The following is an 18,533-nucleotide window of genomic DNA, read 5'->3' on the forward strand; positions in this document are numbered from 1 at the left end:
GAGAGTTACCAAACACTTTCATTCAGCATAATGGAGTATGGGCCTCTACTTTGTCTATAATCTATTGTGATGTTTTTTTACATTAATATGAGTTTTCTGTATAATATTCTATGAGAGAAATTAAGGGGGTCGAAATAAATGGCGAAGTTAGATGAAACATTAACAATGCTAAAAGATTTAACAGATGCAAAAGGTATTCCAGGTAACGAAAAAGAACCACGCGATGTCATGAGAAAATACATAACTCCTTATGCAGATGAGGTATTCACTGACGGTTTAGGAAGCTTAATTGCGAAGAAAATCGGAAAAGCTGATGGGCCGAAAGTAATGGTAGCAGGTCACTTAGACGAAGTTGGCTTTATGATAACAACTATTGACGAACGTGGATTTCTACGCTTCCAAACAGTTGGCGGCTGGTGGTCACAAGTAATGCTAGCTCAACGTGTAACAATCGTAACGAACAAAGGCGATGTGACAGGTGTCATTGGTTCTAAACCACCTCATATCCTGCCTCCAGAAGCACGTAAGAAGCCGGTAGATATTAAAGACATGTTCATTGATATCGGTGCATCTAGCCGTGAAGAAGCGCAAGAATGGGGCGTGCGTCCTGGCGACCAAGTTGTTCCTTATTTTGAATTCACAGTAATGAACAACGAAAAAATGTTATTGGCTAAAGCCTGGGATAACCGCATCGGATGTGCAATCGCAATCGATGTGTTAAAGCAGCTTAAGGATGCTGACCATCCAAACGTCGTGTACGGAGTAGGAACGGTTCAAGAGGAAGTAGGACTACGTGGAGCGAAAACCTCCGCAAACCTTATCCAGCCTGATATCGGATTTGGAGTGGACGTTGGAATTGCTGGTGATACTCCAGGTGTCACTGAAAAAGAAGCGTTAAGCAAAATGGGCAAAGGTCCACAAATCATCCTATACGATGCATCAATGATTTCCCATAAAGGACTACGTGACTTTGTAACAGATGTTGCAGATGAAATGGAAATCCCTTATCAATTCGACTCTGTTGCAGGTGGCGGAACGGACTCTGGTGCGATTCACTTAACTGCACAAGGTGTACCAGCATTGTCGATTACTATTGCAACACGCTATATCCATTCTCATGCTGCGATGTTACATCGCGATGATTATGAAAATGCGGTGAAGCTGATTACAGAAGTAATTAAGCGTTTGGATACTGATACGGTTAATAAGTTGACGTTTGATTGATAGTGAGAGTGAGAACCTGCCGTCTGAGGACGGCGGGTTTTTATTTGGGGGTTCGGAAGGTCGGAGGGTCGGATTCTATAGAGGTTGGATGTGGTTAATATCCAACAAATTAGCTTTGCGGATGGAAGAGTGGACGTGGCTCTGAAAATAAGGAAGCTGGCTCAGAAAGTGATGAGTGCGGCTCATAAAAGTAGTCCGAGCCGCTAAAAAAGTGGTAATGGCTCATAAAGAAGGGAAGCTCGCTCATAAAATATCGAAACTGGCTCAGAAAGCGGTGAGTACGGCTCACAAAAGTGGAGCGACCCGATAAAAAAGCGAACATGACTCATAAAAGGTGGAACCTAGCTCATAAAATACTGAAACTGGCTCAGAACCCCGTAACTCTCCCCTCCCAAAAACAAATTTCCTAACTTTCAGAGAAAACAAAAGAAATAATTCGGAATTTTTGATAATATATAAGGCATACCTATATGAGGAGGAATGAAATGATAAATAAAGAAAGAGAAGTACCTTTGATCATCGTTGTATTAGAAACATTATTAAGAAGGCTACCGGAGTTGCACCCAAAACGAAAATTGATTCTTGATGATTATGCCAAGTGGGTAGCGGGTTACAAAGGCGAAGTTTCATTGGATTATCATTTAAACTTACTCGATCAAAGGAAATATTTTATACTCCATGATCTTCGATTGATGCACCAAGCTAATAATTTCTTCCAAATAGACACTCTCCTACTAACCCTTAAATATATCCTCATTTTAGAAATAAAAAATATCTCTGGTACAGTGTTTTTTGACAGTAGTTTTAATCAATTCACGAGAACACTTAACGGTAAAGAAGAGAGATTTACTAATCCGCTATCTCAAATTCATAAACATGAAAAACGCTTGAAAATATGGCTACACGATAATAGCATAGTACCTCCTCCAATTAAATCTCTAGTAGTCTTCTCTAGCCCTCATACCATTATCAAAGCAGATTCAAAATTTAAAGACTATCAAAAAGTAGTTCATAGTGAAAATCTCCTTGCTAAAATAGACCAATTCGAAAAAAATCATACTAGTAATATCTTTACTGAAAAGGACCTAAAGAAAATATCGCGTTTACTTTTAAAAAAGAATTCAATAGCAGAAATAGATATTTTAAAAAAATATGGTATTAACCCGGATGAATTGATAAGGGGAGTTCATTGCCCAAAGTGTATGCATATGCCCTTACAACGAAAAGGAACCTGGTACTGTCCTCAGTGTAATGATTCATTTAAAGATGCACATAAGGAAGCGTTAAAGGACTATTTCCATTTAATTGGACCAACTATTAATCATCAACAGTTTAAAGAATTTCTCCAAATTGAATCTCGTTTTATTGCAACTAAGCTACTGGCCTCGTTAAATTTACCCTATTCTGGTTCGAATAAAAATAGAGTGTATCACCTTGTTAATATTTAAAAAAGACAGCCCCCAAACAGGAACTGCCCCACAAAACCCAATACTATTTTAATCCATCCTCGAGCGTTGAGAGCATTTCGGATTTTTCTTGCTCGGAAGAATTCTCCCAAATTACTTCAAACAATACGCCTAAACCAGGAAGCATCTTTTCTTCGCCTTTTTGTATCGCATCTAAGATTGTATCTCTAAGTTGATCTTGAGAGTTGCCTTCCACATTTTGACGGATTGCGTGACGTAAATTCAAATTCATCCTTATCACCTCTTCGGGAAAATAGTATCATCCACTAGGATGCACGATCGTTGCTTTAATTATGTATGTAAAATGCGTATAATAGCAGTAATGAAGAAGTAAAAAGGAGAAAGAAAACGTTGAAGCATATTGAATCAGTGAAAAATGCAAGAGTAAAGCAGTGGAAAAAGCTGCATAAAAAGAAAGAGCGCGAAGAGTCAGGCACATTCCTGATTGAAGGTTTCCATTTAGTCGAGGAAGCATTAAAAGTTGAGGGGTTAGTGGAGGAAATTATCCTTGCAGAAGACCGTTCGATACCTGCGCAGTGGAACCTAGACTATGTACAATTAACTTATGCTGTGCCGGAAGTATTAAAAGCAATGAGTGACACCGAAACACCACAGGGGATTGCGGCAATTTGTAAAATTCCAAGAAGTGATGAAGTTACAATCAAACCTAGTCATCGAATATTAATGCTGGATAATGTACAAGATCCCGGAAATGTGGGCACAATGATAAGAACAGCGGATGCTGCTGGATTAGATTTGATTATTTTAGGTGAAGGTTGTGCAGATGTATACAGTTCAAAAGTCATTCGTTCCACTCAAGGCTCATTGTTTCATCTACCGATAATCCGTGGCAACCTAACAGAATGGATCAAGAAAACAAAGGAAGAGGGCTTTCCAGTATACGGTACATCCCTGCAAAACGGGGTTTCCTATCACGAAATTACACCTCCACCATCCTTTGCTCTTATACTCGGCAATGAAGGAAAAGGAATGGCAGCAGAACACTTGGCTCAAACGGATCAAAATCTATTTATTCCGATTTATGGGCAGAGTGAATCGTTAAATGTTGGGGTAGCAGCGGGTATTTTAATGTATTATTTACGCGGATAGCAGTTGCATATGCTCCCCCTTTTCAATATAATATAAAAATAGTTACATAAAGAATAAATCGATGACAGAGGCAAGTAGCTTAAACTGTACTTTTCAGGGAGAAAATGCCGTAGACTGCAAGCATTTTTAAGGAAAGTTAAGTGAACATTTCACCTCTTGAGTTGGCACTTAGACCAGCAAATTAGCTGTAAAGGTGTACCGGTTGGATAGCCGTTATCTCAGAATGAAGCGAACAAAGATGACCAACATCTTTGTTAACTAGGGTGGTACCGCGAATATCTCGTCCCTTTTTGAGGGGCGAGTTTTTTATTTGGAAAAAAACAATATCAAAGGAGGAATCAACGTGGAAGAGCGTTTAAAAGAATTAGAAACTCTTGCATTACAACAAGTAAGTGAAGCACAGGATTTAAAGCAGCTGAATGAAGTACGTGTTGCTTATCTTGGGAAAAAAGGTCCTATTACAGAAATTTTAAGAGGAATGGGGCAGCTTTCAGCGGAAGAAAGACCGAAAATGGGAGCGCTAGCTAATGTCGTTCGTGAAGCGATTGCCGGCAAAATTGAAGAAAAACAAGCAGAGTTAGAAAAAGCTGCAGTAGCTGCAAAGCTTGCCTCTGAAACAATCGATGTTACCTTACCAGGTCGTCCAACACCAACTGGAAGCCAACACCCACTAACAAAAGTAGTGGAGGAAATTGAAGATCTATTCTTAGGGATGGGCTATACCATTGCTGAAGGTCCAGAAGTGGAAAAAGATTATTATAATTTCGAAGCGTTAAACTTACCGAAAGATCATCCAGCACGTGATATGCAGGATTCTTTCTATATCACAGATGAGATTTTATTACGTACTCATACTTCCCCTGTTCAAGCGAGAACGATGGAGAAGAATGAAGCGAAAGGTCCAATTAAGATTATCTGCCCAGGAAAAGTTTACCGTCGTGATGATGACGATGCGACCCACTCCCACCAATTCACACAAATTGAGGGACTTGTCATTGACGAAAACATTAGCATGAGTGATCTTAAGGGAACTCTTGAAGTATTTGCTAAAAAAATGTTCGGAGACGAGCGTGAAATTCGTTTACGTCCAAGTTTTTTCCCATTCACAGAGCCATCAGTTGAAGTGGATGTTTCTTGTGCGAAATGCGGAGGAAAAGGCTGTAATGTATGTAAGCAAACGGGTTGGATTGAAATTTTAGGAGCAGGAATGGTTCATCCACGAGTACTTGAAATGGCTGGCTATGACTCAAAAAAATATCAAGGTTTTGCATTTGGAATGGGACCTGAGCGTATTGCGATGCTTCGTTACGGCATTGATGATATTCGTCATTTCTACACGAACGATCAACGTTTCGTGAAGCAATTCAATCGAGTTTAAGAGGAGGGGAAAACATGTTAGTATCTTATAATTGGTTAAAAGATTATGTAAATATAGATGGTGTAACCGCTGAAGAGCTTGCTGAGAAAATCACAAGAAGTGGGATTGAAGTAGAAACAGTAGAGGTATTAAACGAAGGCATACAAGGTGTTGTAATTGGTCATGTTGTAGAAAGAGAGCAGCATCCTAATGCAGATAAATTAAATAAATGTTTAGTTGATGTTGGTGACGAAGAACCGGTTCAAATTATTTGTGGAGCTTCAAACGTAGATAAAGGACAAAAGGTAGCTGTTGCGAAGGTTGGTGCAGTTTTACCAGGAAACTTCAAAATCAAACGTGCGAAGCTTCGTGGTGAAGAATCAAACGGTATGATTTGTTCCTTACAAGAAATCGGAATAAGTTCGAAGTTAGTTGCCAAGGATTTCTCCGAAGGAATTTTCGTATTTCCAAATGATGTAGCAGTTGGAGAAGATGCACTTGAATACTTAAATCGTAATGATAAAGTATTGGAGCTTGGCTTAACACCAAACCGTTCTGATTGTTTAAGCATGCTAGGAGTAGCATATGAGGTAGCTGCTATTTTAGGAAAAGAAGTACAATGGCCAGAAGCTACTTACACTGCAAATAGCGAGTCTGCTTCCGATTATATTTCAGTTCGAGTTGATGCAGAAGCGGATAATCCTTTATATGTAGCAAAGGTAATCAAAAATGTGAAGATTGGCCCGTCGCCACTGTGGATGCAATCACGCCTAATGGCAGCAGGAATTCGTCCTCATAACAATGTAGTCGATATTACGAACTATATTTTATTAGAATATGGCCAACCTTTACACGCGTTTGATTACGATCGTCTTGGAAGCAAGGAAGTAGTAGTAAGACGTGCACATCAGGATGAAAAAATTATTACGCTTGACGATGCAGAGCGCAAATTATCCCAAGAGCATTTAGTGATTACAAATGGCGTGGAACCAATCGCTCTTGCAGGAGTGATGGGTGGAGCAAATTCCGAGGTTCAATCGGATACGACAACTATCCTATTAGAATCCGCTTATTTTAATGGCGTTACTGTACGCCGTGCATCAAAAGAACATGGCTTACGTAGTGAAGCAAGTGCCCGTTTTGAAAAAGGTATTGATCCAAACCGTACACACCAAGCAGCAGAACGTGCAGCAGCATTAATGGCTAAATATGCTGGTGGAGAAGTAGTAGGCGGTTCTGTAGAAGTAAACACATTAAACGTGGAGCCTGCTGTTGTAACGACTACAGTAGAGAAAATCAACTCCGTTTTAGGAACTTCTATAGCAGCGGCAGAAGTAAAAGCAATCTTCACAAAGCTTCAATTTGAAGTGTCAGAGGATAACAATACATTTACCGTAACAGTTCCGACACGTCGTGGAGATATTACGATTGAAGAAGATCTAGTAGAAGAGGTAGCGCGATTATACGGCTATGATAATATTCCAACTACTTTACCGATAAGTGCCGCAACACCAGGAGTGTTAACACCTTACCAAGCAAAACGCCGTAAAGTACGCAGTTATTTAGAAGGCTCAGGTCTTTTGCAAAACATTACGTACTCCTTAACAAGTGAAGGTCGTGCCAAACAATTTGCTTTAGAAGAAGGGAAAGCGATTAGACTTGCAATGCCAATGAGTGAAGAAAGAAGCACCTTGCGTTTAAGCTTAGTGCCTCATTTATTAGAAGTTCTTCAACATAACATTGCCCGCTCCTTGCCTGCAAATGCAGTCTATGAAATCGGGTCCGTATTCATTGGGCAAGAAAACGATGTGCTTCCTTTAGAAAAAGAGCGTTTAGCAGGAGCATTAACCGGTCTGTGGGAACAGCACCCTTGGCAAGGCGAGAAAAAAGCGGTCGATTTCTTCGTCGCAAAAGGTATTCTTGAAGGCATGTTTGCTATGCTAGGTTTAAAAGAACGTATCTCTTATCGCCGTGCCGAAAAGGATGGCTTACACCCTGGTCGTACAGCAGAAATTTTACTGAATGGTGAAAGTGTTGGATTCCTTGGACAGCTGCATCCTGAGAAATTAAATGAGCTTGATTTACCAGAGACGTATGTGTTTGAGTTATCTTTAACTTCTTTATTAAAAGAAGAAATTGCGGAAATCAGCTACGATGCAATCCCGCGTTTCCCATCCATTGGACGCGATATTGCGCTTGTCGTTGATCGCAGTACTGCAGCAGGTGAGCTTGAACAAGAAATTAAAGCTGCTGGTGGAGCATTATTGAAAGAGGTACAGGTGTTTGATGTATACGAAGGAGACAAGATTGATGCTTCTAAAAAATCAGTAGCCTTTGCATTACGTTACTACCACCCTGAGCACACGCTAACAGATGAAGAAGTAACAAAGGTTCATAATAAAGTATTACAAGTAGTAGAAGAGAAATTTAATGCAGTATTGAGAAGCTAAATATCGATGTGAAAAGCGAACTAGAATCCTTAAAGGGATTTTAGTTCGCTTTTTTGTAGTTTTCATGTAGGGCTCTGTTAAACACACCGCTATACTTTAACAGAGCCTAATAAAAAATAGGTAAAATGAATGATTTGTACGAACTTATGTTCTGTTTTTATGATAGAATGGTATAATAGAGTAGACAGTATAATAGGAACGGGTGGTGCGGTGAATCCTTGTGGGGGACGGGGGTGACCGTATGAGTGAACTGCAACTATTTTTGACGTCAGGACTATTCCTCTTTGCATTAGTGAATCTAGTAATTGTTTTAATTAGGGAGATGACAAAAAAATAACCCACCCGTGACGACTAATTGGCTGTTAGGCAGTCGGGTGGATTAATCTAAATCGTTCGATTCCACAGTAGCCGTGCTTCTGCGGGGGTTATACTGTTAAGAGTCAAAGTGAGTCCAACACTTTGGCTTCTTCAAGCATACGTATAAGTAAAGTATAGCATAACGACTTTTAGAATTGTAAGTGTGATACTATACTAATTTTTTTGCTTTTAAAGTGTTAGCAAAATGTACTTTCGCAACCTTGTTCAAAAAGGACTCACCATGTTTTTTTATTACTTTAGCAGCTGCTACGTCTACTTTAGACCCTGCTCCTTTTGGAATGGTAATACCGGCTAGCTCGCTTAGTTTGTCCATTTCTTTTAAGAAGGAATAGCGAGCAATGATCGATGCTGCTGCAACGGATAAATGAAGACCTTCTGCTTTCGTATGAAAATAGACATTTTCCTTCACGATATTTTTTTGCTGTGCAATATGACGATAATAAACGCCTGCTTCGGCAAATTGATCAATAAGAATAGCATCAGGCTTTTCAGGGGCAATTTTGGCAAGAACATGCTCTAGCGCTTTATTATGCAAGAGCGCTTTAATTTTTCCTTGGGTCATGCCGCTTTGCTGCAACTCATTATATTTCTCATTATGTAAAACTAACAAGCTATATGGAAGATGTGGTAAAATATCTTTTGCGATTCGAATGATTTTCTCATCTGTTAATGCTTTCGAATCCATCACGCCAAGCTCTTTTAAACGTGCCATTTGTTCCCTTTTTACATAGGCGGCACAGACTGTAATTGGACCAAAGTAATCACCTGTTCCAACTTCATCTGAACCGATGACGGAAAGTGAAGCAAAACCGACAGGCAATTTGGATTTTACAACGGGTGATGCTGCTTTTGTTTTGCTGGCGGATTTCGAAGGCGCTGTTGTACCACCAAACTCTCTCCAAATATTCGCTTCTTCATCAGCTGCTTTCCCTTGGAATAAAACCTTACCTGATTTATAGGCAGTGATGGCACATTGTGGTGATTTCGCAGCGAAAACAGCACCTGCTGGTAGTTTCTCTATTTGATGTGGATGATAAAAATCTTTTATTTTTGCTAAGATATTGCTAGGCACTTGTATGACTTGATATGACAAATTTTTCACTCCTACTACAAATTTTTACATTTTTCTGTTGTTTCCATTAGGTTTGCTTTCCACTTTCTAATCTTTCATGGTATTATTAAGATTAGGATTTTATGAATGGGGGCATACACGTTGTCAGAGCAAAAAACTCGCACAACTGTCGACATATATGGACAACAATACTCGATTGTTGGTACGGAAAGTATAAGTCACATTCGACTTGTTGCTTCCATTGTCGATGAAAAAATGAGAGAAATCAATGGTAAAAATTCAAACTTAGATATAAGTAAATTGGCAGTACTTACAGCTGTAAATGTTGTACATGATTATATCAAATTAAAAGAGGCATACGATATACTTGAAAGAGAAATGAAGAAAAAGGATTGAGTACGATGTTAAATTTAATTATCATCTTTCTATTTATTATGGGATTAATTATAGGGATACGTCGCGGTTTTATTATGCAAATTGTTCATTTGTCAGGATTTATTGCTGCATTTGTCGTTGCATATATGTTTTATGCAGATTTAGCACCAAAATTAAAGCTATGGATTCCTATGCCAAGCTTTGGAGATCCTGCTACCACTTCAGTCTTCTTTGAAACATTAAGCTTAGATACTGCGTATTATAGAGCGATTGCGTTTGCGATATTGTTTTTTGGAACACGTATTGCTGCCCAAATAATTGGTTCCATGTTAGACTTTCTAACGCATTTGCCAATTTTAAAGCAAGTTAATAGTTGGGCTGGTGCTTTATTAGGTTTTGTGGAAATCTATTTAATTGTGTTTGTATTACTTTACATTGGTGCACTAGTACCAGTAGAAATAGTACAAACTTCTATCAGTGAATCGTCTATGGCGAAAGGGATTGTGGAAAATACCCCTGTGTTCTCTGATAAATTAAAAGACATTTGGTCTGGTTATATGGCTGGAAACTAAAACTCCTCTATTGGTTTGAGGGGTTTTTCTTTGTATTACAATTGGAAAATGAATATCTAGTCCAATTGATTGTACTTTTCCGAAGAATATTTGTATGATTTTAATAGGACAAACTCATAAGGTTAGGTGATACCAATGAACAAAAAACAAATCGTAAAATGGTTAGAAACCATTGCTACATATATGGAATTAAAAGGAGAAAACGGTTTTAAAGTGTCTGCATTTAGGAAAGCGGCATTAGCATTGGAGAATGATGAGAGAAGTATTAGCCAAATAGAAGATGTCACAAAGATTAGTGGAATCGGGAAAGGAACAGCGGCTGTGATTGAGGAGCTGCTAGAAACGGGAAAATCAACAGTGCTAGAGGAATTACAGCAACAAGTACCAGAGGGCCTTATTCCACTATTAAATTTACCTGGTTTAGGTGGTAAGAAAATCGCGAAACTTTACCAGGAGTTAAACGTAGTAGATATCGTTACATTAAAGGAAGCTTGTGAAATGGAGAAGGTTCAGGCTTTAGCTGGGTTTGGCAAAAAAACAGAAGAAAAAATTCTAGCAGCTATCGGTGAGGTTGGAAAGCGACCAGAGCGGTTACCGATCTCCTTTATGACAGAAATTGCTGAAAAAGTAGAAGAATATTTAGCAACTGTTAATGGTATCGAAGCATTTTCGCGAGCGGGGAGTCTACGGAGATATAAAGAAACGATTAAAGATTTAGATTTTATCATTTCGACGAATCAACCTTCCGAAGTTCGTGAACAATTGCTAAAAATGGATCGTCAAGTGGAAATCATTGCAAACGGAGATACGAAGGTATCGATTGTGCTTGGTTATGATTATGATGTCTCAGTGGATTTCCGTTTAGTTGAACCGATTAGCTATCCAACAACTCTCCACCATTTTACAGGATCCAAAGATCATAATGTCCGAATGAGACAATTAGCCAAGGAACGTGGAGAAAAGATTAGTGAATACGGAGTAGAAAATGTTGAATCAGGAGAAATGATTCATTTCAATTCAGAGGAAGAATTTTTCGAGCATTTTAACTTGCCTTTTATCCCACCGGAAATAAGGGAAGATGGGACTGAGGTGGATTATGCTATTAATAATGGAACAATCCCACTCGTTTCTTTGTCTGATATCAAAGGTGATTTACATATGCATACGACTTGGAGTGATGGTGCCTACACATTAGAAGAAATGATAGAGGCCTGTCGTGCTAAGGGGTATAAATATATTGCTATTACCGATCATTCGCAATATTTAAAAGTAGCCAATGGTCTAACATCCGAAAGATTGCGTCTGCAAAAGGAAGAAATAAGAAAATTAAATGAAAAGTATCATGATATCACGATTTTATCAGGGGTGGAAATGGATATTTTACCAGATGGAACACTAGATTATGACGATGAATTAATGGAAGAGATGGATCTTGTGATTGCTTCCATTCACTCTAGTTTTTCTCAAAAAAGAGAAGTCATTATGGCTAGACTAAAAGCGGCCTTAGAAAACTATCATGTGGATATCATTGCACATCCAACAGGAAGACTAATAGGAAAGCGTGAAGGTTATGATGTGGATATGGAGATGCTTATTCAGCTAGCAAAAGAAACAGATACTGCGCTAGAGTTAAATGCAAATCCTCATCGACTTGATTTAGGAAGTAAATATGTAAGATTAGCACAAGACGCTGGTGTTAAACTAGTGATTAATACAGATGCGCATAGTATAGAAATGCTAGAACATATGGAAACAGGTGTCGCGACCGCTCGAAAAGGTTGGATAAAAAAAGAAAATGTAATAAACACCTGGACAGAAGAAGAGTTGAAGAAATTCTTAACACGTCATCATACGTAAGGCAAGTATAGAAGGGAGTTATGGTAACGTGCAACAAAGAGTATTAAAGGTATTGGAATTTAATAAAGTTAAAGATAAATTAGCATCATTCGCAGCTTCTTCCTTAGGGAAGGAAAAGGTAGCGCAATTATTACCATCTACAAGTTTCGAGGATGTTGTTGCAAGCCAAGCACAAACGGACGAAGCGGCAAAGATTATCCGATTAAAAGGAGAAGTGCCCCTTGGCGGAATTAAGGATATCCGTGCCCATGTCAAAAGAGCGGAAATCGGAGGGGCATTAAACACACATGAACTTCTTGATGTAGCTGGAACTATTTATGCAGCTCGGAAATTAGATCGCTTTGTAGAAGCAATCTTGGAAGAGGACATCCAAGTGCCGATTCTGAAAAATTATATGCAACAGCTTAATATTTACCCTGATTTAGAAAGAAACATAAAAAATTGTATTGATGAATACGGAGAAATGTTAGATGGAGCAAGTGACAAGCTACGTGGTATTCGTCAACAACTGCGTTCTACGGAATCTCGTGTTCGCGAAAAACTAGAAAGTATGATTCGCTCCTCTAACGCCCAAAAGATGCTGTCGGATGCGATTGTAACGATTCGTAATGAGCGCTTCGTTATACCAGTTAAACAAGAATATCGAGGAGCATATGGTGGGATAGTACATGATCAATCTTCCTCAGGTGCGACTCTTTTCATAGAACCTCAGCAGGTAGTGGATTTAAATAACGTTCTTCAAGAAGCTAAAGTAAAAGAAAAGCTAGAGATTGATCGTATTTTAAGTGAACTTTCAGGAGAAGTGGCCGAAGTAGCGAGAGAACTACTTGCAAACGTCATGATATTAGCTGAAATTGATTTTATGTTTGCTAAAGCGAAATATGGTAAACATATTCGTGGAACAAAGCCAGCTATAAATGATGAGAAATTTGTTCGTCTCGTACAGGCAAGGCATCCTCTAATTGCAGAGGATGTGGTGGTTCCTAATACGATTGAATTAGGAAAAGATTATACATCAATCGTAATTACTGGCCCCAATACAGGGGGGAAAACGGTCACGTTAAAAACACTTGGTTTGCTGACGATCATGGCACAGGCTGGATTACATATACCGGCTCAGGACGGCTCAGAGGTTGGTGTGTTTTCTGCAGTGTATGCTGATATCGGTGACGAACAATCCATCGAACAAAGTTTAAGTACATTTTCTTCCCATATGGTTAATATTGTTGAAATTCTAAAAAACGTTGATCACAATAGTTTGGTTTTATTCGATGAACTTGGTGCTGGAACTGATCCTCAAGAGGGGGCGGCACTTGCGATATCTATCCTGGATGAAGTATACAGCCGTGGGGCTTGTGTAATTGCGACGACCCATTATCCTGAGTTAAAAGCTTATGGGTATAATAGAGATGGTGTGGTAAATGCAAGTGTAGAGTTTGATGTGAATACACTAAGCCCCACTTACCGTCTGCTTATTGGTGTTCCTGGTAGAAGTAATGCATTTGAAATATCCAAACGACTAGGATTATCCATGGATGTTATCGAGCATGCAAAAGGCTTCGTTAGTGAGGATAGTAACAAAGTAGAAAATATGATTGCATCTTTAGAAAGTTCGCAAAGAAGAGCAGAGGAAGAGTGGAACGAAGCGGAAGAGTTAAGAAAATCTTCGCAAAAGTTGCATGAAGAGCTGGAACAGCAAATACAAGAGTTAAATGAACAACGCGATAAGCTATTAGAGAAAGCATCGCTAAAAGCAGAGAAACTGGTTGAGGATGCTAAACAAGAGGCTGAACAGGTAATTAAAGAGCTTCGTAAAATGCGAATCGAGCAGCATGCAAATGTGAAAGAGCATGAATTAATCGATGCGAAAAAAAGATTAGAGGGTGCTGTTCCTACTTTTAAAAAGTCAGCTACTACGAAAAAGCAGGAGCCTTCAACTCAGACTCTTAAACCAGGAGATGAAGTGAAAGTATTAAGTTTGAACCAAAAAGGACATTTAGTAGCGAAAACCAATGATAAAGAATGGCAAGTCCAAATTGGGATTTTAAAAATGAAGGTTAAAATAAAGGATATCGAGTATGTTAGTAGACCAAAACCTATCGAAACCAAGCCATTGGCCACGATAAAAGGAAAAGATTATCATGTGAATATTGAATTAGATTTACGTGGTGAGCGATTTGAGGATGCTTTAATGCGTGTAGAAAAGTACCTTGATGATGCAACACTTGCAGGGTATCATCGCGTATCCATTATCCACGGAAAAGGTACAGGGGCCTTGCGTGTCGGTGTACAAAATTATTTAAAAAACCATCGTTCTGTGAAAAACTATCGCTTTGGGGAAGCCTCAGAAGGTGGAACAGGAGTAACAGTGGTCGAGCTGAAATAACAGGGGGATCGAGAGATGTCTAGTTTTTGGGAGAATGAATTAGTAAGAACTACTGCCAACTACAGTGTGGTAGTTCTCTGTTTGATTTTATTTCTAGCGATATTAGAGTTAGTGACTAAATACAAAAATATGGAAGAGATTAAAAAAGGAAACCTTGCTGTCGCCTTGGCAACGGGCGGAAAAATCTTAGGAATTGCAAACATTTTTCGTTATTCCATAAGTGATCATGCTACTTTTCTTACCATGATTGGCTGGGGAGCACTAGGATTCATTTTTTTACTATTGGGTTACTTTATTTTTGAATTCTTGACACCGAACTTTAATGTTGATGATGAAATTAGAAATGATAATCGGGCAGTTGGCTTCATATCGTTTGTCATTTCAGTGGGCCTATCATATATTATTGGAGCAAGCATAGGGTAAGGTAAGGAGCTTAAGAGAATGGAAACTTTAGCAAAAGTATTAATCGGACTATGCGGATTGTTTATGTTAATAGGTGTTATTTATTTATTATTTTTAGCATAGTGTAAAAGGAGTTCAAATCATAACGAATTATGATCTGAACTCTTTTTTTATTCCATGGCGCTATTAAACTCCGCTGCTGATTTTTGCACTAGGCTTCGGCATGTGCGGAAATCAACAGCTAGGGCCCAGAAAATCAACACTGCTAATTAACATAGCTTATTCAACAAAGAAAAAAACTCTTCTAGATGAATGAAAAGAAAAGATTGTAATTTTCGAAAAGTTAAAATAATGTTATAATTTACAGTGGATTACTGATATACTATAACAAACAGATATGGGCCTTTTGTAGTAGTACAGGCCGAAGAGGGAGGGAATAGAATGGAACAAAAAGTGAATAAGCCTTGGCTGTCACTTTATCCAGAAGAAATACCTCATGAAATCGACTTCGATGAAAGAACGCTACAATCTTATTTGAAAGAAGCGGCAATTGAATATCCGAACAAAACGGCTATTCATTTTCTTGGAAAAAAACTGACGTTTCAAGAAGTGTATGATCAAGCTTTAAAACTCGCAAATTACTTAAAAGACCTTGGAGTAAAAAAAGGGGATCGTGTAGCAATTATGCTACCAAACTGTCCACAAGCTGTAATAAGCTATTATGCGGTACTATTTTCAGGTGGAATTGTTGTACAAACAAACCCACTTTATATGGAAAGAGAGCTAGAGTATCAGATTAATGATTCTGGTTCTGAGATTATTATTACGTTAGATATTCTTTATCCGAGAGTTTCTAAAGTGAAAGCGCTAACAAAATTAAAAGATATTATTGTGACAGGAATAAAAGATTATTTACCATTCCCTAAAAATATGTTTTATCCTTTTGTACAAAAAAAGCAGTATGGAATTGTCGTAAAGGTAGAGCATAGTGGCGAAAATCATTTATTTACAGAAATTATTAAGCAGACAGCTGTGAATGAAATAGATGTAGAAATTGATCCAAAAGAAGATTTGGCATTGTTACAATATACAGGTGGGACAACTGGCTTTCCTAAAGGTGTAATGCTGACTCATATGAACCTAGTTGCCAACACGTCTATGAGTGTGAAGTGGTTATATAAATGCAAAAAAGGTGAAGAAAAAGTTATCGGTATTTTGCCATTTTTCCATGTTTACGGTATGACTGCAGTAATGAATTTATCAATAATGCAGGCGTTTGAAATGGTTTTATTGCCGAAGTTTGATCCAGAAATGACATTAAAAGCTATTCAAAAGGAAAAACCGACATTATTCCCAGGGGCACCGACCATTTATATTGCATTATTAAATCATCCTGATTTAGCAAAATATGATTTATCATCAGTTGATGCTTGCTTAAGTGGATCAGCGGCTCTGCCAGTTGAGGTTCAGGAGCAGTTTGAACGGATAACAGGCGGTAAGCTAGTCGAAGGATATGGTCTTTCTGAAACGTCTCCAGTTACACATGCAAACTTTTTATGGGACGAAAGAGTGACAGGGAGTATCGGAATCCCATGGCCAAATACTGACTCTAAAATCTTATCGATGGAAACTGGAGAAGAAGCAGAGCTCAATGAAATTGGGGAAATCATTGTAAAGGGTCCTCAAGTCATGAAAGGTTATTGGAATAGGAAAGAGGATACGGAAGCTACTTTAAAAGATGGCTGGCTCTTAACTGGTGATTTAGGTTACATGGATGAACGCGGATATTTTTATGTCGTTGACCGTAAGAAAGATATGATTATTGCTGGTGGCTTTAATATTTATCCACGTGAAATAGAGGAAGTCCTTTATGAACACGATCAAATTCAAGAAGTTGTCGTCGCGGGGATCCCTGACCCGTATAGGGGAGAAACAGTGAAGGCGTATATTGTGACGAAACAAGGAGCTACCATAACGGAAGAGGAATTAGATAAATATGCTCGTAAACATCTAGCTGCGTATAAAGTACCAAGATTATATGAATTTAGAGATGAACTTCCGAAAACAGCGGTTGGGAAAATTTTAAGAAGAGCGCTAATTGAAGAAGAAAAGCAAAAAATTGCTAAGTAAGATGGAGCATAAGGATTAGCTAGTAACTTTGCCGAGATGGTGGAGACATCATCTCTTTCTCATTTAAGGTAAGTATAGTTTTTTACGATTCTATTATGATAAGATAATGATTGACAGTTCTTTCAGGGTAAAGTATTATGAGGTTATGAATGATTATTCATTCATTTTACAAAAGGAGAGAACGGGTTGAAACAACACAAACCTAAATACAAGCAAATAATAGATGCAGCTGTTATAGTTATGGCTGAAAATGGCTATCACCAAGCACAGGTTTCCAAAATTGCGAAACAAGCTGGTGTGGCAGATGGAACGATTTATTTATATTTTAAAAATAAAGAAGACATACTGATTTCGTTATTTCAAGAAAAAATGGGTCTTTTTATTGAAAAAATTCGTGTTGAAATTGCAGGAAAATCGACAGCAAACGAGAAGTTATTAACATTGATAGAAAAACATTTTTCTATGCTTGCTGCTGACCATCATTTAGCGATTGTTACGCAACTAGAATTAAGGCAATCAAATAAGGAACTTCGCTTAAAAATTAATGAAGTTTTAAAGGGCTATTTACAAGTTGTGGATGAAATTTTAATTGCTGGAATAAACAATGGTGAACTTCGAGAGGATCTTGATGTCAGGTTAGCAAGACAGATGGTGTTTGGTACAATCGATGAATCCATTACAACATGGGTTATGAATGATCAAAAGTACGACTTAACAACGGTAGCACCTCGTCTACATGATTTATTAATCAAAGGTTTTGGAGCTACTCTTTAAAGTAGCTCTCTAGCGGTAGATAACGTATACTAGAATGAAATTCTGACTGAATGATAGCTTGGGGCTTTTGTGTAAGGGGAGATTGAGCGCTCGCTCGCCAAGTATCAGTGTAGGACCACGCTATTAGAAGTTCTTAGTTTTCTAAACATAACGAGGGGGTATGATTGGTGGAATTTTTACATTACAATGTGGAAGAACAAATTGCTACAGTTACTATTAGTAAAGCTCCTGCTAATGCGTTATCGTCTGCAGTTTTGAAAGAGCTTTCAAAACTATTAGATGAACTAGAAAGTAATGAGGAAGTTCGAGTCGTCCTGCTTCATGGGGAAGGGAGATTCTTCTCTGCAGGTGCTGATATTAAGGAATTTACGACGGTCAAAACCGGTGAAGAGTTTGCACAGTTAGGGAAAGTTGGGCAAGATTTGTTCGAAAGAATGGAAACATACCCTAAACCAATAATTGCAGCTATTCATGGTGCCGCACTTGGCGGAGGCTTAGAGCTTGCAATGGGCTGCCACATTCGCCTTGTGACGAAAACGGCAAAGCTTGGTTTACCTGAGCTTCAGTTAGGTCTAATTCCTGGTTTCGCTGGAACACAACGATTACCTAGATTAGTAGGTTCTGCGAAAGCATTTGAAATGTTATTTACAAGTGATCCTTTAACTGGGGAAGAAGCGGTACAATGGGGCCTTGCTAATAAAGCTTTTGAAGAAGAGAATTTGATGGAAGAAGCCTTAAAAATGGCAAAGAAAATTGCTAAAAAAGGTCCAGTTTCCGTAGCATCTGTTATCGAATTATCACGATATACGAAATCCCAAGAATTTTACAATGGGGTCGAGAAAGAAGCAGAGCTATTTGGGAAGGTATTCTCATCTGAAGATGGAAAAGAAGGTATTCAAGCGTTTATAGAAAAAAGAGCTCCCGAATTTAAAGGGAAGTAATTTTTTTTATATATAAAAAACAGAATATTACCAATAAAA

15 protein-coding genes and 1 other annotated feature are annotated in these 18,533 nt (G+C 38.4%); of the genes, 13 read left to right on the forward strand and 2 right to left on the reverse strand.

Annotated elements, in window-relative coordinates; translation table 11 throughout:
* Positions 1 to 138 precede the first annotated feature (138 nt).
* Both BK580_RS06040 and BK580_RS06045 read left to right on the forward strand, forming a co-directional pair.
* Complete coding sequence (locus BK580_RS06040; RefSeq protein ID WP_078379461.1) at positions 139 to 1,224, forward strand: M42 family metallopeptidase; 1,086 nt, start codon at positions 139 to 141, stop codon at positions 1,222 to 1,224.
* 485 nt (positions 1,225 to 1,709) lie between these two features.
* Positions 1,710 to 2,672 (forward strand): nuclease-related domain-containing protein, encoded by a 963-nt coding sequence (locus BK580_RS06045; protein ID WP_169864829.1) that lies wholly within the window; start codon positions 1,710 to 1,712, stop codon positions 2,670 to 2,672.
* 43 nt (positions 2,673 to 2,715) lie between these two features.
* On the opposite strand, the gene sspI is transcribed toward BK580_RS06045, so the two are convergent.
* The gene (sspI, locus tag BK580_RS06050) at positions 2,716 to 2,922 is read right to left on the reverse strand and encodes a small acid-soluble spore protein SspI (RefSeq protein ID WP_078379463.1); all 207 of its coding nucleotides are present in this window, start codon (positions 2,920 to 2,922) and stop codon (positions 2,716 to 2,718) included.
* Between the two features lie 119 nt (positions 2,923 to 3,041).
* Here sspI and BK580_RS06055 point away from each other — a divergent pair, with 119 nt between their 5' ends.
* From BK580_RS06055 to pheT, 3 genes are all read left to right on the forward strand, one after another.
* Entirely contained in the window at positions 3,042 to 3,800 is a 759-nt protein-coding gene (locus BK580_RS06055) for a TrmH family RNA methyltransferase (protein ID WP_078379464.1), read from the forward strand.
* Positions 3,801 to 3,852: 52 nt separating this feature from the next.
* Positions 3,853 to 4,091: a binding site (T-box leader), on the forward strand.
* Between the two features lie 52 nt (positions 4,092 to 4,143).
* On the forward strand, positions 4,144 to 5,178 hold the full coding sequence (gene pheS, locus BK580_RS06060) for a phenylalanine--tRNA ligase subunit alpha (RefSeq protein WP_078379465.1): 1,035 nt from the start codon (positions 4,144 to 4,146) through the stop codon (positions 5,176 to 5,178).
* A gap of 14 nt (positions 5,179 to 5,192) precedes the next feature.
* Positions 5,193 to 7,607, forward strand: coding sequence for a phenylalanine--tRNA ligase subunit beta (gene pheT, locus BK580_RS06065; protein WP_078379466.1), 2,415 nt, complete (start codon positions 5,193 to 5,195; stop codon positions 7,605 to 7,607).
* Between the two features lie 526 nt (positions 7,608 to 8,133).
* On the opposite strand, the gene rnhC is transcribed toward pheT, so the two are convergent.
* Positions 8,134 to 9,078, reverse strand: coding sequence for a ribonuclease HIII (gene rnhC / locus BK580_RS06070; RefSeq protein ID WP_078379467.1), 945 nt, complete (start codon positions 9,076 to 9,078; stop codon positions 8,134 to 8,136).
* 105 nt (positions 9,079 to 9,183) lie between these two features.
* On the opposite strand from rnhC, the gene zapA reads away from it, so the two are divergent.
* The 8 genes from zapA (at position 9,184) to BK580_RS06110 (ending at position 18,494) form a co-directional block, all read left to right on the forward strand.
* Positions 9,184 to 9,453, forward strand: a complete 270-nt coding sequence (zapA, locus tag BK580_RS06075; protein ID WP_078379468.1) for a cell division protein ZapA — start codon at positions 9,184 to 9,186, stop codon at positions 9,451 to 9,453.
* 5 nt (positions 9,454 to 9,458) lie between these two features.
* The gene (locus BK580_RS06080) at positions 9,459 to 10,004 is read left to right on the forward strand and encodes a CvpA family protein (protein ID WP_078379469.1); all 546 of its coding nucleotides are present in this window, start codon (positions 9,459 to 9,461) and stop codon (positions 10,002 to 10,004) included.
* Positions 10,005 to 10,139: 135 nt separating this feature from the next.
* Positions 10,140 to 11,861: a DNA polymerase/3'-5' exonuclease PolX gene (polX, locus tag BK580_RS06085; RefSeq protein WP_078379470.1), complete on the forward strand. Its 1,722-nt coding sequence runs from the start codon at positions 10,140 to 10,142 to the stop codon at positions 11,859 to 11,861.
* A gap of 28 nt (positions 11,862 to 11,889) precedes the next feature.
* Complete coding sequence (locus tag BK580_RS06090) at positions 11,890 to 14,247, forward strand: endonuclease MutS2 (protein WP_078379471.1); 2,358 nt, start codon at positions 11,890 to 11,892, stop codon at positions 14,245 to 14,247.
* Between the two features lie 15 nt (positions 14,248 to 14,262).
* Entirely contained in the window at positions 14,263 to 14,670 is a 408-nt protein-coding gene (locus BK580_RS06095) for a DUF350 domain-containing protein (protein WP_078379472.1), read from the forward strand.
* 420 nt (positions 14,671 to 15,090) lie between these two features.
* On the forward strand, positions 15,091 to 16,779 hold the full coding sequence (locus tag BK580_RS06100) for an AMP-binding protein (protein ID WP_078379473.1): 1,689 nt from the start codon (positions 15,091 to 15,093) through the stop codon (positions 16,777 to 16,779).
* A gap of 186 nt (positions 16,780 to 16,965) precedes the next feature.
* Positions 16,966 to 17,553 (forward strand): fatty acid metabolism transcriptional regulator FadR, encoded by a 588-nt coding sequence (locus BK580_RS06105; RefSeq protein WP_078379474.1) that lies wholly within the window; start codon positions 16,966 to 16,968, stop codon positions 17,551 to 17,553.
* Between the two features lie 167 nt (positions 17,554 to 17,720).
* Positions 17,721 to 18,494 (forward strand): enoyl-CoA hydratase, encoded by a 774-nt coding sequence (locus tag BK580_RS06110; RefSeq protein ID WP_078379475.1) that lies wholly within the window; start codon positions 17,721 to 17,723, stop codon positions 18,492 to 18,494.
* Positions 18,495 to 18,533 lie beyond the last annotated feature (39 nt).

Source organism: Sutcliffiella halmapala, assembly GCF_002019665.1.
GTDB lineage: Bacteria > Bacillota > Bacilli > Bacillales > Bacillaceae_I > Sutcliffiella_A > Sutcliffiella_A halmapala.

Bases quoted from the DNA above. Each gene is read 5' to 3' on its own strand.
- BK580_RS06040 (WP_078379461.1), top strand. From the start codon at position 139: ATGGCGAAGTTAGATGAAACATTAACAATGCTAAAAGATTTAACAGAT.
- BK580_RS06100 (WP_078379473.1), top strand. From the start codon at position 15,091: ATGGAACAAAAAGTGAATAAGCCTTGGCTGTCACTTTATCCAGAAGAA.
- zapA (WP_078379468.1), top strand. From the start codon at position 9,184: ATGGGGGCATACACGTTGTCAGAGCAAAAAACTCGCACAACTGTCGAC.
- BK580_RS06095 (WP_078379472.1), top strand. From the start codon at position 14,263: ATGTCTAGTTTTTGGGAGAATGAATTAGTAAGAACTACTGCCAACTAC.
- pheT (WP_078379466.1), top strand. From the start codon at position 5,193: ATGTTAGTATCTTATAATTGGTTAAAAGATTATGTAAATATAGATGGT.
- polX (WP_078379470.1), top strand. From the start codon at position 10,140: ATGAACAAAAAACAAATCGTAAAATGGTTAGAAACCATTGCTACATAT.
- BK580_RS06080 (WP_078379469.1), top strand. From the start codon at position 9,459: ATGTTAAATTTAATTATCATCTTTCTATTTATTATGGGATTAATTATA.
- BK580_RS06045 (WP_169864829.1), top strand. From the start codon at position 1,710: ATGATAAATAAAGAAAGAGAAGTACCTTTGATCATCGTTGTATTAGAA.
- sspI (WP_078379463.1), bottom strand. From the start codon at position 2,922: ATGAATTTGAATTTACGTCACGCAATCCGTCAAAATGTGGAAGGCAAC.